Here is a 26,397-nt window from a genome sequence, read left to right as displayed (position 1 = left end):
AAAAAACTCAACTCTCTGCATTTTACATGAGAAAGCTGAGTTTTCTTTTTATTCTAGGCTTATTTATGCGTTTCCGTATTGAAGAACGACTGCTTCCACTGCAGCTTTTTCACGGTTAATCAAGTCAACACGCGCTGCAATTTCCTTGATTCCCATACCGATGTTACGGCTAAGAGCAAGGTCAGAAAGTTGCGGTTCAAAGAATTCCTTGTACTCTGCCAAGCGTTGCTGAGTCTTAAATACGTGTGCAGGAAGGATAACAAAGCTATCAAAGCTCATATCTCCACCAAGAGCTGCCTTAATCCAAGCCCAGTTTTCACGCGCCCAAGACCAAGCTGTTTCCTGAGTTGCTTGGTGAGCTAGGAATTGGTAATACCAAGCAGACAAGTCCTGTGGTTTCACCACAAATTTGTCCTTCCAAGCAGCAATCAAGGTTTGGATATTGTCCGCATCTTTACTATAGGCAAGAGCTGCTGCCAACTGGCGTTTAAAGACAGCATCTGTTGCGTGAGTATAAGTGCCAAGATAAAGTGCTAACAAGTCTTTAGTCTCATGATGTTTCATCTCATTGATCAGAACTTGTGAGCGAATAGCTGCTGGAAGTCCTGCAAGATTCTCCTTGTGAGCCGCGAAGATTTGGCTAGCGACTTGACTAGCTTCTGCATCATTTGAGCGAATCATCATAGAAACAGCCAACTGACGAACCAACTCATCCTCATCTGATTCTCCGTTTTTAGCTTCAAAACCAAGACGGTCATAGTTGTGACGAGCCAATTTAGCAACCAAGGCTTTGAAGGCTCTTTCAGCTTCTGTTCCTTCATCGATAAAGCGCTCAAGGGCAGAAATGACTTCAGAAACAGCTGAAACGACAAGGTAAGATTCTTCCTTAGCAAGTTTATCAATAACTGGGAGCAAGTCAGCATAAGAAATGTGCCCTGACTCAGCAAGCAAACGACGTTCTTGGACGATTTGCAGTTTACTTGTGTTATCAAGCTCAACTAGGTCAGCAAGAACAGCATCTAACAAGTCTCCTTGATAGTCTGTAATGTAGTGAGCTGTATTTTCTGTGTTGAGGCGAAGTGCTGTTTTGTTTTCAGCAAGAAGAGCTGCGTAGCCAGGGATTTCGATACTTTCAGTTTCAAGTGTATCAGGTAAACCTTTCCAGTTGCTGTTTAGTGGCACAACCCAGAGACGGTTCTTATCCTCGTGCTCACCGATGAAGAATTGTTTTTGTGAAATCTTCAAGACATCATTTTCAACTTTGACAGTAAGAACTGGGTAACCAGGCTGTTCCAACCAAGAATCCATGAAGGCTGCGACATCACGTCCAGACGCTTGACCAAGAGCATCCCAAAGGTCACGACCAATTGTATTGCTGTATTGATGTTTTTCAAAGTAGGCATGCAAACCTTTAGCAAAATCGGCATCGCCGAGCCAACGGCGAAGCATATGCATGAGACGGCTTCCTTTGGCATAGACGATAGCTCCGTCAAAGAGTGTATTGATTTCATCTGGGTGTTTGACTTCGACGTGAACTGACTGAACTCCATCAGTCGCATCGCGTTCAAGAGCGTGAGGCACTCCACCTGTTTGGAAATCTTCAAAGATATTCCAGCTTGGCTCAATGGCATCCACACAGACATATTCCATCATGTTAGCAAAGCTTTCATTGAGCCAAAGGTCATCCCACCATTTCATAGTAACGAGGTTACCAAACCATTGGTGAGCCAATTCATGTGCCACAACAAGGGCAACTTGTTGACGACTAGCAAAGGTTGAGTTCTCATCCACAACCAAGTAAACTTCACGGTAGGTTACCAGACCCCAGTTTTCCATAGCACCTGCTGAGAAGTCAGGAAGGGCGATATGGAGAGATTGAGGGATTGGGTACTTGACTCCGTAGTAATCTTCATAAAACTCGATTGAGCGAACGGCAATATCTAGTGAGAAATCAAGGTTAGATAGTGGATGGGCTTTGGTTGAGTAGACACCTACGAGGGTACCGTTTTTAGTTTTAGCCGTTACCCCTTGCAAATCACCCGCAACAAAGGCTAACAAGTAAGAAGACATGCGAGGTGTTGTCTCAAACTTCCAGATGCCTGTTTCCTTGCGGTTTTCCACATCAATCTCAGGCATGTTAGACAAGGCCAATTCACCTTCTGCTTGGTCAAAACGTAGAGAGAGGTCAAAAGTTGCTTTAGCTTCTGGCTCATCCACACATGGGAAGGCTTCGCGAGCAAAATGACTCTCGAACTGAGTAGACAAGACTTCCTTCTTGACTCCATCAACTGTGTAATAAGAAGGGTAAATCCCTGTCATGTTGTCTGTAATTTTTCCTGAGAAAGCGATAACCACTTCAACTTGACCAGCCTCAGCTAATTCAATATGAAGGGCTTCATTGTCATGGTCAACTGTAAATGGGCGAGCTTCCCCTGCAACTTCTACAGAAGCGATTTCCAAGTCTTTTTGATGAAGGGAAATGCGGTCACTCTGTGCTTGACCACTAATAGTCACCTTTCCTGAAAAAGTCTTGGTCTCACGACTCAAGTCTAAAAATAAATCATAATGTTCAGGAACAAATTGCTTAATAAAATGTTCAACTGCTTGCATAGTTTTCTCCTATCTAAGTTTAAGAGCTAGAGCTCTTCTTCAAACAAACTTATTATATCATGTTTTGCTTGAGAAAAAAGGATTGGACGGTGATTTCCAAAACTTTCTTCCGTCTAACAGTCTACAGTGGGTAGACCTTGTGAAATTCTTCTAAAACAACCTTGCTTTCAGGTGTAAAAATCAGTCCTGCTTCTCTCAGCCACTCGGCGAAACAATCCTCATGAACCTGACGCCAATAGGCTAGGGATTTGTCACCTTCCCCTTCCTTAAAGGCATGTTGAGCAGAAACTTGATTGAAGGGCTGGACAGAAACCTTTGTAATTTCGACAATACAGACAGCCTGATTTTGACTATCTAAAATGACATCAAAAGTTCCTTCTTGAGGAAGAGACTCAGCTTCCAGTGCATAGAGATCGTAGGCTGATGCTGTTGCAGTCTTTTCGCCGCTTAAAACCAAATCTGCTAAAAGGTCTGGTTCCACTCCAAAAGCCCAAGCATCGATTTCATCTCCTATAGAGGGGTTAATTTTCTTGTATGCATTCCACATTTCCTGCGGTGTCATGGGTTGCTCCTTTGTAATTTTTTACTTTCTTCTTTTATGTGTTTAAGATGGTCTGGATGGTCAATTTCTAAATCAAAAATCTCCGGAATAGAGCTGTAATGGAGAATGCATTCGATACCCATCTGATTCATTTTTTGTATGAAAGAAGCATTCAAATATCCTGCTACAGCAAAGTCAATCTTTTTCGTCCTTGCTTTATCCTGCATCTGTCTCAAAATATCCAACATAATTGGATTCTCCATATCATGCCATTGACTGTTTCTAACAGTCGCAAAAACAAAAGAAGTCAAATCATTCATTCCAACTACAATTTTTGAAATACCCGTTTCCAGTATTCTGTCCAAATTAAAATACTCTGACGGTAATTCAATCATCGTGCTAATTTTTCCAGTGAAACCATGCTGACGCAATACTCTAATAGCTTGCTTTAACTGCTCAGCATCATTGACAAAAGGAAAGATAACAGATAGATTGGGATTGTTTTGATAAACTTCTGTAACGACATGTGCTTCAGCCTGAAATTCATCCGGACACGCCAGCAAACGCCTAGTTCCTCTATATCCAAACAAGGGATGATTTTCATCAAAATACTCTTTAGTCCCCTTTAGACAATTAGCTTCTGTATTCGTTAATTCAGAAAAACGATACCAAACTTCTTCATCTGAGTACAGGGAGCAGATAGTCTCTAGATAATCTTTTACAAATTGCTGACAACTTGCTAATATGATGTTTTGATTAAGCTCTCTCAACAAGTATTCCCCACGAATCATTCCAATGTGGTGAAATAGTTGTGGGTAAACTTTTTCATCAAGTTTTTCGCCACTAAGAGCAAGTTGGTTTTTCATCATTCACCTTCCAATTCATGTAAGAAGTCTTGTCCAATTCTGGAAATACTAATAACTCTGCTTTGACCTTCAAAACTAGTGACGATGCATTTTATTTGGAATAACTTCTAACACTAAATCCCGTCTCTTACATAACTTCTCTAGTCAGCGTTTCCGTCAGTCCTTCACCAAGTTACTGACTGCCTCCAGGTAGATCATACCGATGTTGATAAGGGCCTCTCGTTTTTTCAATGCAGAGTAACTTCCCATTTTCAAAGCAAACAGCGTAGACTCCAAAGTGATTTTTGATTTCCATTCAACGCCTCCTACTTCAAAGACCAGCCACCATCTATTGTCAGAATTTGTCCCTGCATGGCAGATGCCTTTCCACTGGCCAAAAAGAGACTGACTTCTGCCACTTCTTCTGACTCAATCCAGCGCTTGATTGGTGTTTCACTAGCCACCCAGTCCGCTAAACCACCTGGCTCAAAGTCCGCAGCAGTCATAGCTGTCTTGACTGCTCCTGGAGCGATACCAAAGATCTGAATCCCAGCTTCTGCATAGTCTAAAGCCAACTGCTTGGTGAAGCCAGCCAAGGCGTGCTTCGAAGAAGTATAGGCGTGTCCACCGCCACCTGCTAGGCTAGAAGCAATAGAGCACATATTGATGATGATTCCCTTTTTATTCTCCAACATTTGCGTCAAATAATAGCGAGTCAACTCTACTGGAGTAACGTAGTTGATTTCAAAAATCTCTTGAATTTCCTGCGCTGTCTGTTCCAACAGTGGTTTGTAATCATCCAAAACTCCAGCAGTATTGCACAAAACATCCACCTGAGGACACCAGTCAAAAATAGGCTCTAAATCCAAGGTCAAATCTCTCTGTAAAAAGTGGAAATCACCCTGTAAGAGTGGATTTTCACCTTGGTCAACTCCATAAACTTGATAGCCATTCTCTAAAAAGAGGCGAGCTTGAGCTAGACCGATCCCTGAACTCACTCCCGTAATCAATACGCGTCTAGTCATGCACTTCTACCCAATCTGTCGCCAAAACATCACAAGGTGTCGGGCTCCACATGGAAAAACCTTCTCCTTCTCCAGACACGTTGATTAGGAAATAGGGCGTCACTTCAAGTGCAACCCCGTTTTGTTCAATAGTATCAAAAAGTTGGACATAGTTTTCAGCACCTCCCCAACCAGTTCGTACATATTTTTTCTTAGCCTTTAATCCAGGCAGAATTTCTTCAAATGTCATGTTTTTCTCCTTTAATATCAATAATTCTCCCCTTCATTATAACAAAAAAACCGCTTTGAAACGGCTTTTTGACTGTATATTAGTTAAATAAACTAATAGCTATCCAATTTTTAAATTATTTAAGTTCAATCAGTTTATTATAAATTTCTTCAGTTAAATCTTTCTGCTGTGTTCCTGTTAGATAATGTGAAGTACGAATTAAAACTGTTCCATAAACATAGTGTGATCCAGGATTTAAAGCAGTACCATCAAATGCGCTAATATAGGTGTTGCGTTTTTCAGCTTCTTCTTTTGTCTTATAAACCTCGACATTTCCACCAGCATCATTTCCTTTCTGAACAATATCAGATCCCTCTACTGAATATGTAACTTGATTGTCAACAAAATATACAGACGCTGTATACCCACCTTGTTTATTCAATTTATTATTTGGATCGTTATTTTCAGTAACAGACTGTACTCCTGTAATTGAAGAAATTTCTTTGAGTCTTTCTTCAATAAAAGTATTAGATGGATTTGTAATTTGTTTTAGCTGAAGAATACTATTTTGATAAAGAGTCTGTTTGTCAGATAAATTCTTTATTGTTTCACTATAGTCCACTGGCTTGCTTAATTCTTCTATTTGCTCCTCAATCTTAGCAGTTGATTTCTCCATTTCTGGTACTTTTCGAAGCGAATTCTGACTATCTTCAATTGCTTTTTTTAATTCTTCTAATTTTTTTGAATCCAATGGCTCTTCGCCACTATCAATTACCTTCTCAGCCTCAGCTATTTGGTTTTCAACCTCTTTATTTTTTTCTTGTAAATCTTTGACTATATCTTCAAACTTAGTTACAGCAGATCTGTAGGGGACATAAGATAAGAAATAGTATCCCAGACCAGAAATTCCTACAATTAGACACATTGACAATATAATTATTTTTTTCTTCATTTTAATCTCCAAAAAATATTTAATATCTTCATAATTCTACTATATTACCCCAAAACAAGCAACAAAAAACCGCTTTGCAACGGCTTTTTGACTGTGATTTATTCTATTCTTCCATCATTTACATGATTACCAAGTTAATCCAGCTGCTTTAATTTCTTTCTTAGAAGCATACTTGCCATTTGGTTTATGCCATCTTCCTCTGGAATCTTTGAAATAACCACCTGAATTTGCTGATTGCGTGTTTGATTCCTGACTCTCTTCCTTTTCTTGTTCTGCTTGACGAGCCTTTTCCTCCTCTTCTTTCGCCTTCTTCTCGGCTTCTGCTTTTTCCTCCGCCTCTTTCTTAGCCTTTTCCTCAGCTTCCTTCTTGGTTTTTTCTTTTTCTTCTTTTACCTTTGCGTCTTCAACTAGGTTTTTAGCAGTACCATCCAAATAGTTAATTTCTGCATTAGCCGAAACATTGTCTAAAACGACATGCGTCACAGAATACTTATCCACCTTTTCCTTACTGCTACCCAACTTAATTTCTAAGAGCTTACCATTTTCATCAATCCCTACATATTGCAACCCTATCTGTCTAGGAATAAGCTCATCATTTTGATAAATTGGCGTCACCTTGTAATCAAGATAGTAGTTTGGATGATTAGCGAGCCATGAATCTAATCGATTTTCATAGTAAAGCATGCTACTCTGGTTGTGTTCATCAGTCCCAGAATAATTTCCAGCATTGAGCCAGTTAGTCATAGGAACTAAATTTCTCTTTTCATCATTCAGACCACTAAATTGGTAGCCAATCAAATGACCTCTACTCATCAACCAAGCTTCTTCCCGGCCATCCCCATAAAAGAATTTATAATTGTGCCAGCCGACTGGATCATAGGTCAACTTTGTTTCTCTCTTATCAGTCGGTTCATCACTATCCTTGAGCTGAATATGAGCCCCAGTCGCACGATTTTTAGAATCTAGTTCGCCAAGTTCAAGCTGTTTTTCACTTTTAAAAGGCAGTATACCTGCTTCTTTGAACAACTTTTCATCAAACTTGGCTTGTTTTTGTTCCACTTTTACTTCTGGAACTTTTGCTTCTTCCTTATGACCAGAACAAGCCGCCAAAGTAAAGACTGATAAAAAGGCTAGACTCGCATAAAGCAACTTCTTCATATTTAACATCCTTTAGCATTTTTATTCCATTTTACTATAATATATCAAAACAATCAATCGCATCATATATCATTATTGTTAAAAACCGCTTTGCAACGGCTTTTTGACTGTGATTTATTTACATCTGCTTCTACTTACGGCAAATTATTCCCTGCAGCAAGATAAATTTCATACCATTCTTTTCTTGTTAAGCTAAAGTTTCCCGCTTGGCTAACTTCTCTCAAGTGCTTAGGATTTGTGGTGCCTACGACTGCCTGCATTTTTGCTGGATAACGCAATATCCAAGAAATGGCAATAGTTGAAGAAGTTACTCCATATTTAATAGCTAAACGCTCAAGTACTTGATTTAAAGCTTGAAATTTCTCATTTCCAACAAAATTCCCTTTAAAATACCCGAATTGTAAGACAGACCATGCTTGAATGACCACATCATGTAATTTGCAATATTCAAAAATGCTGCCATCTCGCATAGTCGCTTGACTATCTTCCATATTAACATGAAAGCCTGATTCGAATCCTGGTGTAAAAGCCGCACTCAATTGTAGCTGATTAACAGCTAACGGCTGCTTGACATCTTTTTTAAGCAACTCCATCATCATAGGATTTTGATTAGAAACTCCAAAATCTCGAACCTTACCTTGATTGTAAAGAAGATCGAAGGCTTCTGCTACTTGATCAGATTCCATCAAAGCATCTGGTCGATGAAGAAGCAAGCTATCTAGATGATCAATCTTCAATCTTTGCAAAATACCGTCTACTGATTTTATAATATAGTCCTTAGAAAAATCAAAATAGGTAAATTCTTCAATGCGAATGCCACATTTGGACTGAATCCACATCTTTTCTCTTAAATCTGGACGATTTTTTAGGACAAGACCTAACAGTTCTTCACAACGACCACGACCATAAATATCAGCCAAGTCAAAAGCGTTGATTCCAACAGACAGTGCTGTTTCTACAAGCTCTTCAACTTCTTTTACAGACTTATCTTCTATTCTCATCATTCCGAGAACAATTTCTGATAATTCTTTGTCATCTTGACCAAGAGTTATGTATCTCATCAAATTTTTCTCCTTAAATTTCTAACATTCTTCCCTTCATTATAACAAAAAACCGTTTTAAAACGGTTTTTTGATTATATTTCACTCCATTTTATCTTTTTAAACCCACGGAACAAGACAAAGATTCCAATAAAGAGGACAGCTAAAGGAACAATCTTTGTAAGAAAAACATTTGAAATTCCCATCCACTCATAGTAACGAAGCAGAGAACCTACCACAAGATGGGCAATAATCATACTAACAAAGGGACGAAAAATCGGTTCTTTCCAATTCCAAATACTGATGACCAGCGAAATCGTAAAGACAGATAAACTATCCCAGGGAGCAGGAAGATAAAAGGCTCCTTCTTGTATGAAACTTCCCATTCCTACATATCCTAGAACGACTAGCAGAACAAGAATTCCAACGACAATATAAGTGCCAATTTTCATCTTAGGAGAATCTTGGACTAGCCCCCAACGTAAGATTGTGGCCACAAGTCCAAATCCAATTAGAAAAATAAGAAGTTGGCCTAAAAACGTAAGCAAATTGACTGTTAAGAGAGGACCTTTAGAAAAATCACCTAATAGTTGATAGTAGCGTAATACTGCTAAAACAAGAATTGGCGTCAAAAGGGACTCTTTGATAGAACTGCGAGGTGCTTCCTTGAGCATCTCTTTCATTATTGTTTTAGGATTCTTACCTAGATAATCCTCTGCACTCATCCCGTCTCGTTCTGCTTCTGAGAAATCTAGCATCATCAAATAGATCTGCTCTCTGAGATAGTCCTCATCATAGAGAAATCCAGCAAGATTAAAACTATCCCACAGTTCCTCAAAATACTTTTGATTCTCCTCAGAAAACTCATGTAGCAAAGCGCTTGTTTCTTCATAATACTTCATTTTCTTCATGGTTTACCCTCCATTCTTAATTCCTTCTACTTTTTGACTCAAATCGTCCCATTGTTGCCAAAAGACTGAGACACGTTCTTCTCCTTCTTTAGTTAACGAAAAATACTTCCGATCTGGACCATCTGACGACGGGCGCATGTCGCCTCTTATCCATTGATTTTTTTCTAACTTTTGCAACAAAGGATAAATAGTTCCTGGAACGATAGTGTCAAATCCAGCCTCTCGCAAAGTCTGAACCAACTCATAACCATACCGCTCTTTTTGACCAATCATATCCAAGACACAACCTTCAAGAACACCTTTTAATAGCTGAGTTTCTTTCATCACTTCTCCCTTCTAATCTATTTTGTAATACCTACTAATAACTTCATTTATAATATACCACTTTCACACTAGTTTGTAAAGCATAATAGTTAAATAAAAAACAGAACTAGCATGAACTAGTCCTGTCTATTTTTACCCAATCACACTTCCGTTTGGTACAGCTGGATCAACTGTGAGAAGGGTTAATTTTCCATCATGTTCAGCTGAGAGAATCATCCCTTGGCTGACATATTTTTTCATCATCTTACGTGGTTTGAGGTTAGCAACAATTTGGACTTTCTTGCCGACCAATTCTTGTTCATTTGGATAGTATTTGGCAATTCCTGAGAGGATTTGACGATCTTCACCATCACCAGCATCCAAGCGGAATTGAAGCAACTTATCTGAACCTTCTACTTTAGACACTTCTTTGACTTCTGCGACACGGATTTCAACCTTGTCAAAGTCTTCAAACTTGATTTCTTCCTTGTTTAGTTTGAGCTCAACTTCGTCTGGGTTCCACTCTTTTTCGACTGCTGGTTTGTTGCCTTCCATTTGTTCCTTGATATAGGCGATTTCTTCTTCCATATCGAGACGTGGGAAAATTGGTGTTCCTTTGGCAACTACAGTCACATCTGCTGGGAAGTCAGCCAAGCTCAAGTTCTCAAGGCTAGCAACTTCTGCTAAACCAAGTTGAGTCAAAACTGCACGACTAGTTTCTATCATAAACGGCTCAATCAAGTGAGCAACGACACGAAGGCTAGCTGCCAAGTGACTCATGACACTTGCCAATTGGTCACGAAGAGCTTCATCCTTGGCCAAGACCCATGGTGCGGTCTCATCGATGTATTTATTGGTACGAGAGATCAGAGTCCAGACTGCTTCAAGAGCACGTGGGTAGTCAACTGCTTCCATGTGTGTATGGTAGTCTGCGATTGATTGTTCTGCAACCTCAGCAAGAGCATGATCAAACTCTGTCACGCCCTCTACATAGGCTGGAATTTGTCCATCAAAGTACTTGTTAATCATAGAAACCGTACGGTTGAGGAGGTTTCCAAGGTCATTGGCCAATTCGTAGTTGATACGGCCTACATAGTCTTCTGGAGTGAAGGTTCCGTCTGAACCAACTGGAAGGCTACGCATGAGGTAGTAACGAAGTGGATCTAGTCCATAACGCTCTACCAACATTTCAGGGTATACGACATTCCCTTTTGACTTAGACATTTTGCCATCTTTCATGACGAACCAACCATGGGCAATCAAACGATCTGGCAATTTGATATCTAACATCATAAGAAGGATTGGCCAGTAGATTGAGTGGAAACGAAGGATGTCTTTTCCAACCATGTGGAAGACTGTGCCATTCCAGAACTTGTCAAAGTTACCATGTTCGTCTTGACCGTAACCAAGAGCTGTCGCATAGTTAAGAAGAGCATCAATCCAAACGTATACAACGTGTTTAGGATTTGATGGTACCGGAACACCCCATGTAAAGGTGGTACGAGAAACCGCCAAATCCTCTAAACCTGGCTCAATAAAGTTGCGAAGCATTTCATTCAGACGACCATCTGGAGTGATAAATTCAGGATGAGCTTTGAAAAATTCGACCAAGCGGTCTTGGTATTTGCTGAGGCGAAGAAAATATGATTCTTCAGATACCCATTCAACCTCGTGTCCTGACGGAGCGATTCCTCCGATTACATTTCCAGCTTCGTCACGGAAAACTTCTGCAAGCTGGCTTTCTGTAAAGAATTCCTCATCTGAAACTGAATACCAACCAGAATATTCACCCAAATAGATGTCATCTTGAGCAAGCAATCGTTCAAAGACCTGTGCGACAACTTTTTCATGGTAGTCATCCGTTGTACGGATAAATTTATCGTATGAGATATCGAGTAATTGCCAGAGTTCTTTGACTCCAACTGCCATCCCATCAACATAGGCTTGAGGTGTAATTCCAGCTTCTTCTGCTTTCTGCTGGATTTTCTGACCGTGCTCATCAAGACCTGTCAAATAAAAGACATCGTAGCCCATCAAGCGTTTGTAACGTGCTAAAACATCACAGGCGATGGTTGTGTAGGCAGATCCGATATGAAGTTTTCCAGATGGATAGTAAATCGGCGTTGTAATATAAAAATTCTTTTCAGACATAATTTTTCCTTTCCAGGCAAATGAAACCTGTTTTTCTAACACTTCATTATATCATATTTTTACTGATTTTCGATAGGGAAATCCATACAAAAAACAAGATAGACGAGTGTCCATCTTGTTTATTCTATTCATAACGAAGGGCTTCAATTGGATCAAGTTTCGATGCCTTGTTGGCTGGCAAAACTCCAAAAATCATACCAACGCTAGCCGAAACTGCAAGACTAAATAGGGCAACAGGGATTGACACTCCTACTTCTATACCAGCTATCAATCCTTGCAAGAGTAGACCAGCTATAGCTGTTAAGCCTGTCGCAATGGTTAGACCAATAACTCCACCAAGCAAGGTCAAAATCATGGATTCAATCAAAAACTGAATTAAAATATTGGCACGCGTTGCACCCAAAGCCTTACGGAGACCAATCTCACGCGTACGCTCCGTCACCGAAACCAGCATGATGTTCATAACACCAGTTCCTCCAACAAAAAGGGAAATTCCTGCAATGGCACTAATAATCGTAGTTATAAAGCCGAACATTTGTTGAATTTCGTTGAAGGCTTCTGTTGCATCTGCTACCTGATACTCCCCTTGTTGGAGACCTGAAATCTCCGTCATTCTTCTTGCCAACTCTGGCCCCAAAGTCTGGCTCAAGCTGGTATCGTTAACACGAAAGACAATATTTGAAATCTCGTCTGTGTTAAAATTGACCGCTAGAGAAATATTAGTCGTAATTGGTAGTCCTCCGACTCCAAAGGTTTTTGCAGCCTTAGCTTCTTTACTTTCATAGACACCAATAACACGGTAGCTGATTTCATTTACTTCAACAATCTGATTGAGTGCATCTTTTGCTGAACCAAAAAGGCTCTTGGCTAGTTCATCATCTAGGATAATCACACTTGCAAAATCTTTATAATCTTGCTCTCTAAGACCACGACCTTCAATGATTTCATTTTCGACCGCATCCATATAAGTGACATTTCCACCTGTCATGTTAGCATGTTCGACCTTTTTATCCTTATAGGTTAAGGTAACATTCATCGAGTTGGTTAAATAGTAGCTGTCCACTCCCTTGAGATTAGCAGCTTCCTTGACCCAAGCTTCTTGAGGTTTTGGTGGTTCAACAAAAACTTCCTCTTCTTTCCCAGAAACTGTTAAAGCTGATTGTTTTTGGGTAAAAGAACCATCTTTACTTTTAATTGGCGAGAAAAAAACATGAATATTCTTCTGTGACTTGGTCATGTTTTTATTGATCTGACGAGACATGGAATCACCTAGAGCCATAATCACAACAACTGAGGAAACACCGATAACAATCCCAATCATAGTGAGAAAAGAACGCATCTTGTGGGCCATAATGGATGAAAAGGCAAATTTCAGATTCTGCATCTTAGTTTTCCTCCTTTTCTAACTGAGCACTATCAGATGAAATAACTCCATCGCGAATGACAATCTGACGTTTAGCATAGGCAGCAATCTCAGGCTCATGCGTTACCATGATAATGGTTTTTCCTTCTTTGTTCAAGTCAACCAATAGTTGCATAATTTGATTTCCTGTTTTGGTATCCAAGGCTCCTGTCGGTTCGTCTGCTAAGATAATAGAAGGATTGTTTACCAAGGCACGCGCAATAGCCACACGTTGCTTTTGACCACCAGATAATTCCGAAGGCAAATGGTGACTACGTTCAGTCAATTCAACCTTATCTAGATATTCCTCAGCTAACTTGCGCCGTTTTGAAGCTGAAACTCCTGCGTAAATCAAGGGTAATTCTACATTTTGCAGAGCATTAAGTTTGGATAGAAGAAAGAACTGTTGAAAAACAAATCCAATCTCTTGATTTCGAACTTTGGCGAGTTGTTTTTCACCAAGTCCAGCCACTTCTTGGCCTTCAAGATAATACTCTCCACTGGTTGGTGTATCCAACATCCCAATGGTGTTCATGAGGGTTGACTTACCAGAACCAGAGGGTCCCATGATGGCGACAAACTCACCCTCATTCACTTCTAGGTTGATATTTTTGAGAACCTGCAGTTCTTGGTCACCGTTACGGTAGCTTCTGCAGATATTTTTTAGACTAATTAGTTGCTTCATCAGCCTTCACCTCTTTTCCTTCCTCTAGAGAAGACGTTGGGTTACTGATGACCTTGACTCCATTTGTCAGACCTGAAGTGATTTCTTGGTTGTCTGCATCAGCATTTCCCAAACCAACTTCCACTTTCTTGGCCTTTTTCTGCTCGTCAAGTACCCAGACATAGTTCTTATCATTTTCAGTCACAATACTTGTTAGAGGAACCAAAATAGCTTTGGTCTTGTTCTTCACCTCAACACTTACTGAGAATCCTTGTTTCAAGTCACCGATTTCACTTGTAACATCGATGGTATATGGATATTTAGAACCAGAATTACCACCTGCTGCAGCAGCTGCACTTGCTGATTCGCCATTGGTTTTAGGGTAATCAGAGATATAGCTAATCTTACCTGTCCAGCTCTTATCTTGGTAAACTTTAGAAGTAAAAGTTACTTCTTGTCCTACAGAGAGGTTGGCAAGGTTATATTCAGATAGTTCACCCTTAACTTGCAAGTTTTCATTGCTAACGACATGAACTACCACCTGGCTAGCTCCAGTTGGAGATTTAGAAACATTACGGTTGATTTCGACCACAGTTCCCTCTAGGGTACTGAGAACCGTCATGGCATCCAACTGACTTTGAGCCTTGCTTAATTGCGCTGCTGCATCTGCACGAGCATCACGCGCATCCCCTAGTTGCGCATCAATAGATGACACTGCATTTCCTGAGACTGGAGCTGGAGTTTGCCCTGCAGCTCCTTCGCCTCCTGCTGGCGTTGGCAACTGTGGAGCCGGAGCTGAAGCAGCTTCATTTCGTGCTTGATTGAGTTCATTGATATGACGATCTGCCTTAGCTACTGCTCGGCTAGCTGAATCATAGGCCGCCTGGGCTTCTGAACTACTGTACTTGACTAAAGCCTGCCCTTCGCTGACCTTATCACCCACAGAAACAAGGATTTCATCTAAATCTCCCTTACTAGCATCAAAATAAACATATTGTTCATTTTTTGCCGTTACTGTCCCTGACAATAAAACAGAGGATGCCACGCTTCCTTCCTTGGCAACAACAAGATGAGTAGCCTCATCTTTTACAGCAGTCTGAGAAGGTTGTCTAAAGAGTAAAATCCCTCCAGCACCCAATACAACTACACTTGCAGCACCGATTGCTGCATACAATTGCCACTTTTTAGCTTTACGATTCTTCTTCATAATGAAACTCCTTTTTGATTTAAAGTCCTTAACAATATTATATAAAAATTAGCAAATATAAACAATAACAGTTCAGAACGAAATAATGACATTTCGGGATTTGATTATTGTTCGGAATCTATTTTTATTACCATTGTACTAGTTATATAATACACTTTATTTTTCCTTTTTGCAAGCCTTTTCTTTAATTTTTTTGAACGTAGCAGATTTTTGCAATCAAATCAAAAAAAAGATAGAATATGACTATCAAAAAATGACACTCTACTATTTAAAAGAGTATAAAGGAGTTTTAAATGAGAGAATATGATATCATTGCTATCGGTGGAGGTAGCGGAGGAATTGCTACCATGAACCGTGCTGGTGAACACGGAGCTAAAGCAGCCGTTATTGAGGAAAAGAAACTAGGTGGAACTTGCGTCAACGTAGGTTGTGTTCCTAAAAAAATCATGTGGTACGGGGCACAAATTGCTGAGACTTTCCATCAATTTGGAGAAGACTACGGCTTTAAGACTACTGATCTTAACTTTGACTTTGCAACCCTACGTCGTAATCGTGAAGCCTACATTGATCGCGCTCGTTCTTCTTATGATGGCAGTTTTAAACGCAACGGAGTAGACTTGATTGAAGGTCATGCTGAATTTGTAGATTCTCATACTGTCAGCGTAAATGGTGAACTGATTCGTGCTAAACATATTGTGATTGCTACTGGTGCCCATCCAAGTATTCCAAACATTCCCGGTGCTGAACTAGGTGGCTCTTCTGATGATGTATTTGCCTGGGAAGAATTGCCAGAGTCAGTTGCAATTCTAGGCGCGGGTTATATCGCAGTTGAATTGGCTGGTGTACTCCACACCTTTGGTGTCAAGACAGATCTCTTTGTTCGTCGTGATCGTCCTTTACGTGGTTTTGATTCTTACATCGTTGAAGGTTTGGTAAAGGAAATGGAAAGAACAAACTTGCCACTTCATACTCACAAAGTCCCTGCCAAATTAGAAAAAACTGCTGAGGGAATTACCATTCATTTCGAAGATGGTACTAGTCACACAGCTAGCCAAGTTATCTGGGCTACAGGTCGCCGTCCAAACGTTAAGGGCTTGCAACTTGAAAAAGCTGGAGTGACTCTGAATGAACGTGGCTTCATCCAAGTGGATGAATACCAAAATACTGTTGTTGAGGGAATCTACGCTCTAGGTGATGTAACAGGGGAAAAAGAACTAACTCCAGTTGCTATCAAGGCTGGACGTACTTTATCTGAGCGTCTCTTTAACGGAAAAACAACTGCTAAAATGGACTACACAACTATTCCAACTGTTGTCTTTTCACACCCTGCTATAGGAACTGTGGGATTGACAGAAGAACAAGCTATCAAAGAATATGGTCAAGAGCAAATCAAGGTTTACAAATCAAGCTTTGCATCTATGTACTCTGCCGTTACTAGCAATAGACAAGAATCCTGTTTCAAACTCATAACAGCTGGTTCAGAAGAAAAAGTTGTCGGACTTCATGGAATTGGCTACGGTGTTGATGAAATGATTCAAGGATTTGCTGTTGCTATCAAAATGGGAGCAACCAAGGCAGACTTTGATGCAACTGTGGCGATTCACCCAACTGCATCCGAAGAATTTGTAACTATGCGTTAATCGAAACAAAAGAAGCTGATACAAATGTGTCTGCTTCTTTTTTGATAATTTTCGAATCAACAAAACAATTACCCACCTTAACCAGTAAGCAAAATCGGCCGTTACAGTTTTTGTTACCTTGTTTTAAAAAAATGGTTGACAATAATTACTCTACGAGTATAATAGTTACTATACATCAGAAAAGAGGTTAACTATTTTGAAAAAAGCTCATATTTATGCTATCCCTGCTATTGGGGCTGCTCTCATTGCTGTTTTGGCACAAATCAGTCTTCCAATTGGACCCGTTCCCTTCACTCTTCAAAACTTTGCAATCGGCTTGATTGCTACTGTCTTCAGACCGAGAGAGGCTGTACTTTCTGTTGGACTCTATCTTCTTCTAGGTGCTATCGGTCTTCCTGTCTTTGCAGGAGGTGGAGCTGGATTGCAGGCATTGGTTGGTCCTACTGCAGGCTATCTTTGGTTTTATCTCGTTTACTCTGGACTTACTTCCTCTCTAACCAACAGCAAGAGTGGTGTTATCAAGATTTTTCTTGCAAACCTCTTGGGTGATGCCCTTGTCTTTGTCGGAGGGATTCTCAGCTTACATTTCCTAGCTGGAATGGCATTTGAAAAAGCTCTTATTGTGGGGGTATTTCCCTTTATCATCCCAGACTTTGGTAAAATTATTGCTATTAGTTTTATTAGCCGTCCATTACTTCAACGCCTTAAAAATCAGGCTTACTTTGCTAACTAAAAAAGGATATCGAGTTGTCATGACTCAATATCCTTTTCTTTCATTTTGAAAACTTAATTGCCTTTAAAGGCATCCACCATTGTTTGAAATTCTTCATTGGAAAGAGTAATCCCTTTGCCCATTTTAGTATGGTCTGGACTCCAAGCACGAATATCAAACTTTGCAGGGGCACCATTAAAGCTCACACGGTTAATTTCCTTGGTCCAACCTTTTTCGTTTTCAGAAAGAGTCAACAAGTGCTCTTCGATTTCAAATGTAAATTCTGCCATTTTCTTCTCCTTTTTTAGCTTTCATTAGTTTATTCGTAAAATCTTGTAGATTTTAGGAAAATTTTATATAATATTGATATAAAAGAAGGGAGGCCAATATGAGATATAAATTCCAGCAAGTTCTAGATAAAATACATGACTTTTTAAATGGACATGACCAGCCTGACCATACTGAAACCAACTCCCTGACTGCTACTATTGAAGAGGCTATCCAGAAACAAACCGCTGTTCACCTTATCTTGTCTGAAACAAGCTTTACAGGTGACATCATCAAATACGATCAGCAACGCCAGCAAATTATCGTGAAAAATTTTGCAAAAAATGTGACCCGTATTATCCGCATAAGCGATATTCAACGCCTACGATTTGTCCCTTCAACCGTCCAAACAGCCCAAAAAAATAGATTTAAGAAAGAGTGAGATGTAGTTGCTTCATCCCACTCTTTTTCTTAGCGAATTTGTTCAAAATGTAAATGAACTGCGATATGATCTCCATAACCACTTCTTTCCAAGTCACGTTGTAGACGATAGGAAATGTAGTGTTCTGCAATGGTAATGTAACCTGCACCTAGTAGACGATGTTCAACCATAGACTGAATCATGCTAATGGTAGCACGTTCCACCTTGGCCTCTTCCAAATCCAAAACCACTTTCTTAGTGACTTGTGCAAGGTTTTGACGTAAATCATCTGTCAATACATAGACAGTCTGAGCTGCCTTTAAGATAGCTTGGTAAATCTTGTCTGGATTAAATTCAGCAATTTCTCCATCACGTTTGATTACTTGCATAGGTTTCTCCTTTATTCTTTGTTTTCTTTGATTTCTGCCAGCATTTTTTCTTCTTCTGCTGTCAGTTGATAATGTTCAAGCAAATCCGGTCTGCGTTCATAGGTTTTCTTCAAACTCTCATACAATCGCCACTGACGAATCTTTTCATGGTGACCACTCATCAATACATCTGGTACAACCATACCTCGATAATCATAGGGACGTGTGTACTGAGGATATTCAAGAAGGCCAGAAGAAAAACTATCATCTTGGTGGCTGGACTCCTTGCCAATCACTTCTGGAATCAGGCGAACCGTCGCATCAATCATGGTCATGGCCGCCAATTCTCCACCAGTTAAGACATAGTCACCCAAGGAGATCTCATCTGTCACCAAAGTCTTAATGCGCTCGTCATACCCCTCGTAGTGCCCACAGATAAAGATCAGTTCCTCTTCTTTGGCCAAATCCTCAGCATAAGCCTGATCAAACTGCTTTCCAGCAGGATCGAGGAGAATGACGCGCGGATTTTTCTTTTCAATAGCATCAAAGGCATCGAAAATGGGTTGGGCTCGGAGCAACATCCCCTGACCGCCTCCGTAGGGCTCATCGTCGACATGGCGGGCCTTTTCAGCATTTTCTCGAAAATTATGATACTGGATATCCAAGAGCCCCTTTTCTCGAGCCTTTCCAACGATTGAGTGCTCTAGCGGAGAAAACATCTCTGGAAAAAGGGTTAAAATATCAATCTTCATCGTCTAACCCTTCTAAGATTTCCACATCGACGCGGTTATTTGGAATATCAACATTGAGAATCACTGGTGGGATATAAGGCAAGAGCAAATCACGCTTGCCTTTTCGCTTGACCACCCAGACATCGTTAGCACCTGGTTGCAGGATTTCCTTGATAGTTCCAATCAAGTTATCACCCTCATAGACTTCCAAACCAATAATCTCGTGATAGTAGAATTCACCATCGTCTAGATCGTTCAAATCTTCCTCAGCGACCTTGAGACTGTATCCTTTGTACTTTTCGATAGCGTTGATATGGTACATATCTTTGAATTTAATGATGTCAAAGTTCTTCTGTTTACGGTGGCTAGCAATAGTTACTGTTTGAACAAACTGATCTTTTTCATCAAACAAAGCCAGCTCAGCTCCTTTTTTAAACCGTTCTTCTGCAAAATCCGTCACAGACAAGACTCGCATCTCACCCTGTAACCCCTGCGTATTGACGATTTTCCCAACATTAAAGTAGTTCATCTTGTCTCCTGTAGTCTCCTTCTTTCCATATTATTCTGACAACTCTTGAATAATAGCCGCAATTTTTTCTGATTCTGACCATTGTAAATAATGGTGATTCCCTCCTAAAATGAGTTTAGTATTGGAAGTCCAATATTCTGATTCTCTGTACTCTTTTTCTCTATAAGGCTGACAAAAAATAAATACAGGGATATAAGATTCTATAGATACATTCTCAAAATCTTCCTCAGTAATCTCTCCAGATATCTGAAATCCTGTATCTTGATTTTCCAACTCTGAACCTTTTTCTTGCATTATTTCCCAGATTTCTTTATTAATTTCAATGCTAAATGTTGCTTGAGTTAAGTTCTTAAAATAAAGTTCAGGACCATACTCGTCAATCAGCCTCATCTGCTCTTCCATTTCTGGATAAGGATTTTCTGAAAAATCAGCAAACATGACTTTTTTAGTTGTCGGTTCAATTGCTACTAAAGCCTGACACTTAATTGGTTTGTTGAGCAATTTGCAAGCTAAAATTCCACTCAAACTATGTACACAAAGTATATATTCAGAAATCGCCAATTCTTCAAGTACTTCATAAACCGCATCTGCAAGATTATCCAGATTTTTACCAGATTGGTCATGAATCGGACTCCTACCTGTGTTCGGAAAATCAATTGTCAAATAACCAATTGTAGGAGGAAGTTTTTCAAGTATAAGTGAAAAATTTTCATAACTTGGTAGCAAACCTGCGCCACTTAAACAAACTAGCATTTTCTTTTGTTTTTGATAAGTAACAGAGAGACTACCAATTTCTGTAGATACTTCAAACCTCTTCATAAAGAAATCCACTCGTTCTATATAATGAATTATTAAAAATCCTTATCCTTTATTTTATCACGTTCCAAAGATTTTCTCAAGTTGGATAGTTCCTATCTTACGGGCCTACTACTTCTTCAAAAAATTCACCAATAAGCTGATTAAACTCTTTAGGATGGTCATTCATCGGTTGGTGTTTACTATCTGAAATCGTTACTTGACGCGCATTGGGATTTAAGGCAATGATATCATCGTAGATCATTTTTAGGTGTTTGGGAAAATCATTTTCGCCTCTTACTAATAGCATAGGAGGGTTTCCTTTATATCCTTCTATCTCATGAACTGCCAAGAAACCTGTGATTCCAAGGTTCAAGAAAACATCTCGCCCAGTTTCTATGATTGCCGTCTTGACTAATTCTCTTGTGATAGGATTATCTGTACACATTTTTGAGTTCTTATCTGCAATCAACTTCCAAGGAATCGTTTTATACATAAGGGAACTATATTTTATGCGATTTCTCTCTTTATCTGATAGGTAACGATGCTGTCCCCAACTATCTACCATGACCAAGGCTAGGACTCTTTCTGGATGGCGAAAGGTGTACTCTTGAAGTGGATTTCCTCCCCAAGAATGACCAACCAATATCACCTTATCCAACTGGAAATAGGACAAAATAGCATCTACATCTTGAACAGCACCTTCTAAGTCGGGTAGGCCAACTTTCATAGGTGATTCACCCTGTCCTCTAACGTTGACAAAATAGAGGTCAAATCCTTCAAAAGCACCATACTGGTGAGCCCACATCTGACTACGTCCACAAGCTCCATGATAAAAAATAATGTGGCCTTTACTTGAGCTTCCAGGGCGATGATAAACAGCCAAGTCACAATCTAAGACTGGTATAATGTGACGTACCAGAGTCTCAGGTTTTCTGTTATAAAAAGCAATAGCTTCAGCTATATCATTTTGCTTCATTATTACACTCTCTCCTCTTTATCCTAGTGTCATTCTTTTTATCTATTTTATCACGCTATATTAAAATCATCGTTTTCCAAACTTAATTACATTAAATTTTTTGAATTTTCTATATTATTTAGATCAAGAAAAAGACTGCTAAGCAATCTTTACTTTTTTCTCATCAGATTCATGCCTAAAATTCCAGCAATAATCAAAGTTGCTCCGATCACATGGTATCTGTAAATTGGTTCGTGGAGGATAAGAGCTCCGGCTAGAATGGTCAAAACTGTTCCAAGATTACCAAAGACACTGACGGTTGATGCTCCAAGTCGAACAATAGCATAGATAGAGAGACTACCAGTCACTATAGAAGCTAGAATTCCCAAATAGAGCATGGAAAGCAGATAAGATACCTGTCCGAGCGGTGCAACGTAGGCTAATATGTTGCCCTCTAGATAGTGCGAGGTCAGACTCAGCGTATTAAAGGTGACGAAGCCAACAAATATCACAATAGCTGTCATATCCATGGCCCGATAGCGTCCTCCTTTGGACTTGCTGAGGATATTGTTTATTGCATTGGCGAGAACAGATCCCAACATCAAGAGAAAGCCAAAGCTAGCAGTCTCAGCACCAAAGTTCGCTCCTTTGCTAAGGAAGATGAAAACTACTCCTGCTACGGATAAAAATAAAAAGAATTTTTGAAGCAAGCTTGTCTTTTCCTTGAGAAAAACTGATGCTAACAGGAGAGTAAAAATTGGGACAAGAGTCTGTAAAATTCCAGCTTCAGAAGACGATATATACTTTAAAGCAAAGGATTGAAAAATAAAAAAGAGAAGCGGATAGAAAAGACTCATAGGAAGAATAGAAAGAATATCTTTTCTACTTAAACTCACTTTGATAAGTTTGTTTTGATGAAGAACGACCATTACTAAAGCTGCGATTGTATAGCGATGCGCTAAGTTTGTAAGAGGACTGGCATAGCCTAAAGCAATCTTAGTAAATAAAAAAGAAAATCCAATGATTGCTGAAAAGGATAAAGCTGCTAGGTAAGCTTTTGTATTCTCGTTCATAGACTGTTACTCCTTTTAAAAATAGCTATTCTCAAGATTGATTGACTAGAATTCTTTGAGACTATCTTTCCATTGTAGCATAGTAGAATCCTAGATGCTATTTCTAGGATTAGTATTTTATGCCTTCTATCACCGTTTATCTTTTTCATTGCCTAAAAAGGATTCAGCAAGTCTGATCTGCTTTTCTCGTTCTTTTCTCACAAGTTCTAGCTTGTCTACCTCTTGGAGATTCCTTACTTTGATAGCATAATCCACCATTTCCCTTGCTTTATCTTTCTTATATTTACTAATACCTTCTTTATTAGTAAAAAATTGATTTCTTATCGTATTAGATGTTCCCCTTCAAAAATCCTTCCAAATCTCGTTCATGCTGATATTTGATAGCCGCCTTTTTGTCTTTTTCAAAAATGGTCTTGGTTAAATCTATGTCGTTGATGGCCGCAATTGCGACAGTGTAGTGAATAATATCAGCCAGTTCTTTGGCTAGTTCCTCATTTGAGTCCTTGACACCCTCTTTTCTACCAGAACGACCATTCAAAACCTCAGCTACTTCTCCGACTTCCTCCACTAACTTCATAAAGAGACCTTCCTCAGTCCGAGACTGCTGGTAATGTTCGAGTAAGTAGTCTTGTAATTGTCTAAACGTTAAATCCTTCATATCCTGCTCCTTGCAAAAAAGCGAGACATACGTCCCGCTCTTCTTATTTTTCGTCAATAACGATTCTTACTTTTTTGTCTTCAGTTGGGACAGAGTAGACAATCGTTCTTATCGCAGAAATTGTGCGACCCTTACGACCGATTACACGACCCACATCGCTTTGATCAAGATCCAAATGATATTCCAAAAATTCTGGTGTATCTTCAATCTTGATAGTTAAGGCATCTGGTTGTGAAATCAAGGGTTTCACAATCGCAATAATGAGATTTTCAATCGTATCCATCTGTCAACCTACTTTAAATTTATTTTGAGAATTTAGAATCGTGGAATTTCTTCAATACACCTTCTTTTGAAAGGATGTTGCGAACTGTATCTGAAGGTTGAGCTCCATCAGCCAACCATGCAAGAACGCGGTCTTCTTTCAAAGTTACTTGGTTTTCAGCAACAAGTGGGTTGTAAGTTCCAACTGTTTCGATGAAACGTCCGTCACGTGGTGAACGTGAATCTGCTACGTTGATACGGTAGAAAGGTTTTTTCTTAGAACCCATACGAGTCAAACGGATTTTAACTGCCATTTTTAAAGTCTCTTTTCTTATTTTTTATTTCGGTGAAATAGCTGAGCTATTTATCACATGTTCTATTATAGCAGATTTCTAGCAGGTGTCAAGAAAAAAACTTGACAGACTATAAAATTTTTAAACCATTTACAAACTTGTTATATTTTTAAAGAAAAATCAGAAAGAGAATGTCATAAATACTATTTTAGAAACATTTTATAAAGACCATCAAGTCAAACCCTTCATCTCTCCTGAACGTGATTTGGATGCTTGGTTTCTAAATTCCAAGCCTGTTTCCAAGCGAAATATCAAGGATTTTAAGAACGATATCTACTAATTAATTTATAAAATATGAATCAATAAATTCTAAATAGGGGAATAATTTAGTTCTGTAAAAATTAACTTCTACACCTATAACGCTTATTCTGACAGACTTTATAACAGTCTAAGAAAAAAGTAGAGATTCATACAGTATCTAGATTTTCCAAAAAATTTTTATCATAAAATATTATTAACGAAACTATCCAAACCAAATCCGATGTATTGCTTCAAAGATTTCTTTAGTTGTTTGACTATCAAGGGCTTTTATTAAAAAATTTTTTCAAATAATTACCACATTGACACATAAAATTCTTGCTTTCTAAATTTAAGTGTGATATATTTATAACATAACATTTAAATGTTATATATTTATAACACAAAAAAAGGAGTCTATCATGAAAAAAAGTCAAAAAATGCGTGGCCTCATTGCAATGATTGCCGTAGCTCTCTTTATTGATTTTATTGTTTTATTTGGTTCTAATCTTAGTTGGGGACCCAAGTTAGTTATTACTGGTATTTCAGTGTCAGGTCAAATTGTAGCTATTTGTAGCTGGCTACATAAGAGTCAGAAAGGTAAGGGAAAGATTATTTTTGACTTGTCTGCTAAGCTTTACACGATACTTGTGTTTGCAGCAAGCATTTTTTATACAGTAGGAATTTGGGTTGCGACCCCAAGCGTAAGTTCTGGTATTAAAGAATGGATTTTGGGAATTATCCTCGTTATTGAAATGATTGGATTTGGTTTTTTCTATTTAAAAAAAGTCAAGGAAACTCCGGACGAACGCTTTTATGCTAATTTAGCAAAGTCAGCTAGCTTGATGTTTGTTTTTATACTAGGCGCACTGATGATCCTATCAGTTATCATTGGGTATATGGGGTCTCTCACTCTTTACATGGGACAGATATTTATTAGCATAGCTGTCTTGATTTGCATCTTTGCGGTTGTCTATTTTATCTTGGAACGTAGAGGATAAGCATGGCCAAAGAAAGCAAGATTATTACTAATCTCAAATCTGTTCGTGAGTCCACAGGCATGACCCAGCAGGAGTTAGCCGACCGCATCGGCATGCGACGCGAGACAATTCTGCACTTGGAAAATAACCGTTACAATCCTTCGCTGGAAATGGCTCTTAAAATTGCTCAAGTTTTTAATCTGAAAGTAGAAGACCTCTTTGAACTCAGACAGAACGAGGAAGCATAATTCTTTTCGAGACCTAGTATTAAGTTCACTGATTAATTAGGAAGTAAAACCAAAAGAAAAAATCCTTTGAAAATGTGCTCTTTTAAAATATAGTAATTCTTTCGAATTAACGTTTACTAATTGTGATGCCTTACGAGCTTTCTTAAGATCTAGTTTCCAAAATACTTTGAGTTTACTTATGGTATTGATGCCCCTAAGCAAGCGACTTTCTGGTTGGCTTCCTCTTAAACTGTCTTGTCACTAATATTTGAAATCCACTTCCTTTTAGGGTACAATGGTAGAAATGAATTTTTGAGAGGATCAGAATGAAAAAACTAGCAACACTTCTTTTACTATCCACTGTAGCTCTAGCTGGATGTAGCAACATCCAACGTAGTTTGCGTGGTGATGACTATGTAGATTCTAGCTTGGCCGCTGAGGAAAGCTCCAAAGCAGCAGCCCAATCTGCCAAGGAGTTAAACGATGCTTTAACAAACGAAAACGCCAATTTCCCACAACTTTCTAAAGAAGTTGCTGAAGATGAAGCCGAGGTGATTCTCCACACGAGCCAAGGTGATATTCGCATTAAGCTCTTCCCTAAACTCGCTCCTCTAGCGGTTGAAAACTTCCTCACTCATGCCAAAGAAGGCTACTATAACGGCATTACCTTCCACCGTGTCATCGATGGCTTCATGGTTCAAACTGGAGATCCAAAAGGGGACGGTACAGGTGGTCAGTCTATCTGGCATGACAAGGATAAGACTAAAGACAAGGGAACTGGTTTCAAGAACGAGATTACTCCTTATCTCTATAATATCCGTGGTGCTCTTTCTATGGCTAATACTGGTCAACCAAACACCAATGGCAGCCAGTTCTTCATCAACCAAAACTCTACAGATACCTCTGCTAAACTCCCTACAAGCAAGTATCCAAAGAAAATCATCGAAGCCTACAAAGAAGGTGGAAACCCTAGTTTAGATGGCAAACATCCCGTCTTTGGTCAAGTGATTGACGGTATGGATGTTGTAGATAAGATTGCTAAAGCCGAAAAAAATGAAAAAGACAAGCCAACTACTGCTATTACTATCGATAGCATCGAAGTAGTGAAAGATTACGATTTTAAATCTTAAAAACCAAAAAAATACAGTACCCACATTCGGTACTGTATTT

At 39.2% G+C, this 26,397-nt stretch carries 30 protein-coding genes and 1 pseudogene; 6 read left to right on the top strand and 25 right to left on the bottom strand.

Going from position 1 to position 26,397, the window contains the following annotated elements; genetic code table 11:
• Positions 1 to 63: 63 nt before the first annotated feature.
• The 15 genes and pseudogenes from TZ90_RS02875 to TZ90_RS02805 form a co-directional block, all read right to left on the bottom strand.
• The gene (locus TZ90_RS02875) at positions 64 to 2,610 is read right to left on the bottom strand and encodes a M1 family metallopeptidase (RefSeq protein ID WP_045611366.1); all 2,547 of its coding nucleotides are present in this window, start codon (positions 2,608 to 2,610) and stop codon (positions 64 to 66) included.
• Positions 2,611 to 2,731: 121 nt separating this feature from the next.
• Positions 2,732 to 3,172 carry an ASCH domain-containing protein gene (locus TZ90_RS02870; protein ID WP_045611364.1) on the bottom strand — a complete coding sequence of 147 codons (441 nt, stop codon included), beginning with the start codon at positions 3,170 to 3,172 and terminating at the stop codon, positions 2,732 to 2,734.
• Positions 3,169 to 4,017 (bottom strand): putative PEP-binding protein, encoded by an 849-nt coding sequence (locus tag TZ90_RS02865; protein ID WP_045611363.1) that lies wholly within the window; start codon positions 4,015 to 4,017, stop codon positions 3,169 to 3,171. Before TZ90_RS02865 ends, TZ90_RS02870 begins: the two co-directional genes overlap by 4 nt.
• Positions 3,995 to 4,312 (bottom strand): annotated as a pseudogene (locus TZ90_RS02860) (NUDIX domain-containing protein). The gene TZ90_RS02865 and the pseudogene TZ90_RS02860 overlap by 23 nt, the downstream one beginning before the upstream one ends.
• Positions 4,313 to 4,322: 10 nt before the next feature.
• Positions 4,323 to 5,021 carry a 3-oxoacyl-ACP reductase gene (locus TZ90_RS02855; protein WP_045611362.1) on the bottom strand — a complete coding sequence of 233 codons (699 nt, stop codon included), beginning with the start codon at positions 5,019 to 5,021 and terminating at the stop codon, positions 4,323 to 4,325.
• Positions 5,014 to 5,250, bottom strand: coding sequence for a DUF2829 domain-containing protein (locus TZ90_RS02850; RefSeq protein WP_000141913.1), 237 nt, complete (start codon positions 5,248 to 5,250; stop codon positions 5,014 to 5,016). Before TZ90_RS02850 ends, TZ90_RS02855 begins: the two co-directional genes overlap by 8 nt.
• A 115-nt stretch (positions 5,251 to 5,365) precedes the next feature.
• Positions 5,366 to 6,181 carry a hypothetical protein gene (locus TZ90_RS02845; RefSeq protein WP_045611361.1) on the bottom strand — a complete coding sequence of 272 codons (816 nt, stop codon included), beginning with the start codon at positions 6,179 to 6,181 and terminating at the stop codon, positions 5,366 to 5,368.
• Between the two features lie 126 nt (positions 6,182 to 6,307).
• Positions 6,308 to 7,339, bottom strand: a complete 1,032-nt coding sequence (locus TZ90_RS02840; protein WP_045611360.1) for a DNA/RNA non-specific endonuclease — start codon at positions 7,337 to 7,339, stop codon at positions 6,308 to 6,310.
• A gap of 134 nt (positions 7,340 to 7,473) precedes the next feature.
• Positions 7,474 to 8,400 (bottom strand): aldo/keto reductase, encoded by a 927-nt coding sequence (locus TZ90_RS02835; protein WP_045611359.1) that lies wholly within the window; start codon positions 8,398 to 8,400, stop codon positions 7,474 to 7,476.
• A gap of 74 nt (positions 8,401 to 8,474) precedes the next feature.
• The gene (locus TZ90_RS02830) at positions 8,475 to 9,290 is read right to left on the bottom strand and encodes a DUF1129 domain-containing protein (RefSeq protein ID WP_045611357.1); all 816 of its coding nucleotides are present in this window, start codon (positions 9,288 to 9,290) and stop codon (positions 8,475 to 8,477) included.
• Positions 9,291 to 9,293: 3 nt separating this feature from the next.
• On the bottom strand, positions 9,294 to 9,614 hold the full coding sequence (locus TZ90_RS02825; RefSeq protein ID WP_045611355.1) for a PadR family transcriptional regulator: 321 nt from the start codon (positions 9,612 to 9,614) through the stop codon (positions 9,294 to 9,296).
• Positions 9,615 to 9,746: 132 nt separating this feature from the next.
• Complete coding sequence (metG, locus tag TZ90_RS02820; protein WP_045611354.1) at positions 9,747 to 11,744, bottom strand: methionine--tRNA ligase; 1,998 nt, start codon at positions 11,742 to 11,744, stop codon at positions 9,747 to 9,749.
• Between the two features lie 124 nt (positions 11,745 to 11,868).
• On the bottom strand, positions 11,869 to 13,128 hold the full coding sequence (locus TZ90_RS02815) for an ABC transporter permease (RefSeq protein WP_045611352.1): 1,260 nt from the start codon (positions 13,126 to 13,128) through the stop codon (positions 11,869 to 11,871).
• 1 nt (position 13,129) lies between these two features.
• A complete protein-coding gene (locus TZ90_RS02810) occupies positions 13,130 to 13,831 on the bottom strand; it encodes an ABC transporter ATP-binding protein (RefSeq protein WP_045611350.1) in 702 nt (233 codons plus the stop codon).
• A complete protein-coding gene (locus TZ90_RS02805; RefSeq protein WP_045611348.1) occupies positions 13,815 to 15,020 on the bottom strand; it encodes an efflux RND transporter periplasmic adaptor subunit in 1,206 nt (401 codons plus the stop codon). Before TZ90_RS02805 ends, TZ90_RS02810 begins: the two co-directional genes overlap by 17 nt.
• Positions 15,021 to 15,310: 290 nt before the next feature.
• Between TZ90_RS02805 and gor the strand changes: the two genes are divergently transcribed.
• A complete protein-coding gene (gene gor / locus TZ90_RS02800; protein ID WP_045611346.1) occupies positions 15,311 to 16,657 on the top strand; it encodes a glutathione-disulfide reductase in 1,347 nt (448 codons plus the stop codon).
• Positions 16,658 to 16,853: 196 nt separating this feature from the next.
• Positions 16,854 to 17,390, top strand: coding sequence for a biotin transporter BioY (locus TZ90_RS02795; protein ID WP_045611344.1), 537 nt, complete (start codon positions 16,854 to 16,856; stop codon positions 17,388 to 17,390).
• 53 nt (positions 17,391 to 17,443) lie between these two features.
• On the opposite strand, the gene TZ90_RS02790 is transcribed toward TZ90_RS02795, so the two are convergent.
• On the bottom strand, positions 17,444 to 17,659 hold the full coding sequence (locus tag TZ90_RS02790) for a YdbC family protein (RefSeq protein WP_000807422.1): 216 nt from the start codon (positions 17,657 to 17,659) through the stop codon (positions 17,444 to 17,446).
• A 98-nt stretch (positions 17,660 to 17,757) separates the two neighbouring features.
• Here TZ90_RS02790 and TZ90_RS02785 point away from each other — a divergent pair, with 98 nt between their 5' ends.
• Entirely contained in the window at positions 17,758 to 18,078 is a 321-nt protein-coding gene (locus TZ90_RS02785; RefSeq protein WP_045611343.1) for a hypothetical protein, read from the top strand.
• 29 nt (positions 18,079 to 18,107) lie between these two features.
• Here TZ90_RS02785 and TZ90_RS02780 read toward each other — a convergent pair whose 3' ends face one another.
• The 9 genes from TZ90_RS02780 to rpsP all read right to left on the bottom strand — a co-directional run bounded on the left by TZ90_RS02780 (position 18,108) and on the right by rpsP (position 23,744).
• Positions 18,108 to 18,446: an ATP cone domain-containing protein gene (locus TZ90_RS02780; RefSeq protein ID WP_001196040.1), complete on the bottom strand. Its 339-nt coding sequence runs from the start codon at positions 18,444 to 18,446 to the stop codon at positions 18,108 to 18,110.
• An 11-nt stretch (positions 18,447 to 18,457) separates the two neighbouring features.
• Entirely contained in the window at positions 18,458 to 19,177 is a 720-nt protein-coding gene (gene trmD, locus TZ90_RS02775) for a tRNA (guanosine(37)-N1)-methyltransferase TrmD (RefSeq protein WP_045611341.1), read from the bottom strand.
• Positions 19,167 to 19,685: a ribosome maturation factor RimM gene (gene rimM, locus TZ90_RS02770; protein WP_045611339.1), complete on the bottom strand. Its 519-nt coding sequence runs from the start codon at positions 19,683 to 19,685 to the stop codon at positions 19,167 to 19,169. Before rimM ends, trmD begins: the two co-directional genes overlap by 11 nt.
• 30 nt (positions 19,686 to 19,715) lie before the next feature.
• Entirely contained in the window at positions 19,716 to 20,504 is a 789-nt protein-coding gene (locus tag TZ90_RS02765) for an alpha/beta fold hydrolase (protein ID WP_045611337.1), read from the bottom strand.
• A gap of 97 nt (positions 20,505 to 20,601) precedes the next feature.
• A complete protein-coding gene (locus TZ90_RS02760) occupies positions 20,602 to 21,459 on the bottom strand; it encodes an alpha/beta fold hydrolase (RefSeq protein ID WP_045611336.1) in 858 nt (285 codons plus the stop codon).
• A 149-nt stretch (positions 21,460 to 21,608) separates the two neighbouring features.
• Positions 21,609 to 22,511: a DMT family transporter gene (locus tag TZ90_RS02755; RefSeq protein WP_045611334.1), complete on the bottom strand. Its 903-nt coding sequence runs from the start codon at positions 22,509 to 22,511 to the stop codon at positions 21,609 to 21,611.
• A gap of 328 nt (positions 22,512 to 22,839) precedes the next feature.
• Complete coding sequence (locus TZ90_RS02750; protein ID WP_045611332.1) at positions 22,840 to 23,169, bottom strand: MazG nucleotide pyrophosphohydrolase domain-containing protein; 330 nt, start codon at positions 23,167 to 23,169, stop codon at positions 22,840 to 22,842.
• Between the two features lie 43 nt (positions 23,170 to 23,212).
• Positions 23,213 to 23,452 carry an RNA-binding protein KphA gene (kphA, locus tag TZ90_RS02745; protein ID WP_000379617.1) on the bottom strand — a complete coding sequence of 80 codons (240 nt, stop codon included), beginning with the start codon at positions 23,450 to 23,452 and terminating at the stop codon, positions 23,213 to 23,215.
• 19 nt (positions 23,453 to 23,471) lie between these two features.
• Positions 23,472 to 23,744, bottom strand: a complete 273-nt coding sequence (gene rpsP, locus TZ90_RS02740) for a 30S ribosomal protein S16 (RefSeq protein WP_000268760.1) — start codon at positions 23,742 to 23,744, stop codon at positions 23,472 to 23,474.
• Between the two features lie 698 nt (positions 23,745 to 24,442).
• Between rpsP and TZ90_RS02735 the strand changes: the two genes are divergently transcribed.
• The 3 genes from TZ90_RS02735 to TZ90_RS02725 all read left to right on the top strand — a co-directional run bounded on the left by TZ90_RS02735 (position 24,443) and on the right by TZ90_RS02725 (position 26,357).
• Positions 24,443 to 25,021: a hypothetical protein gene (locus tag TZ90_RS02735; RefSeq protein ID WP_045611330.1), complete on the top strand. Its 579-nt coding sequence runs from the start codon at positions 24,443 to 24,445 to the stop codon at positions 25,019 to 25,021.
• Positions 25,022 to 25,023: 2 nt separating this feature from the next.
• Positions 25,024 to 25,248, top strand: coding sequence for a helix-turn-helix transcriptional regulator (locus TZ90_RS02730; protein ID WP_045611329.1), 225 nt, complete (start codon positions 25,024 to 25,026; stop codon positions 25,246 to 25,248).
• 305 nt (positions 25,249 to 25,553) lie between these two features.
• Complete coding sequence (locus TZ90_RS02725) at positions 25,554 to 26,357, top strand: peptidylprolyl isomerase (RefSeq protein WP_045611327.1); 804 nt, start codon at positions 25,554 to 25,556, stop codon at positions 26,355 to 26,357.
• Positions 26,358 to 26,397 lie beyond the last annotated feature (40 nt).

Source organism: Streptococcus mitis (assembly GCF_000960005.1).
GTDB lineage: Bacteria > Bacillota > Bacilli > Lactobacillales > Streptococcaceae > Streptococcus > Streptococcus mitis_CK.
The sequence above is the reverse complement of the archived record's forward strand: the minus strand, read 5'-3'. Positions and strand labels throughout refer to the sequence as shown.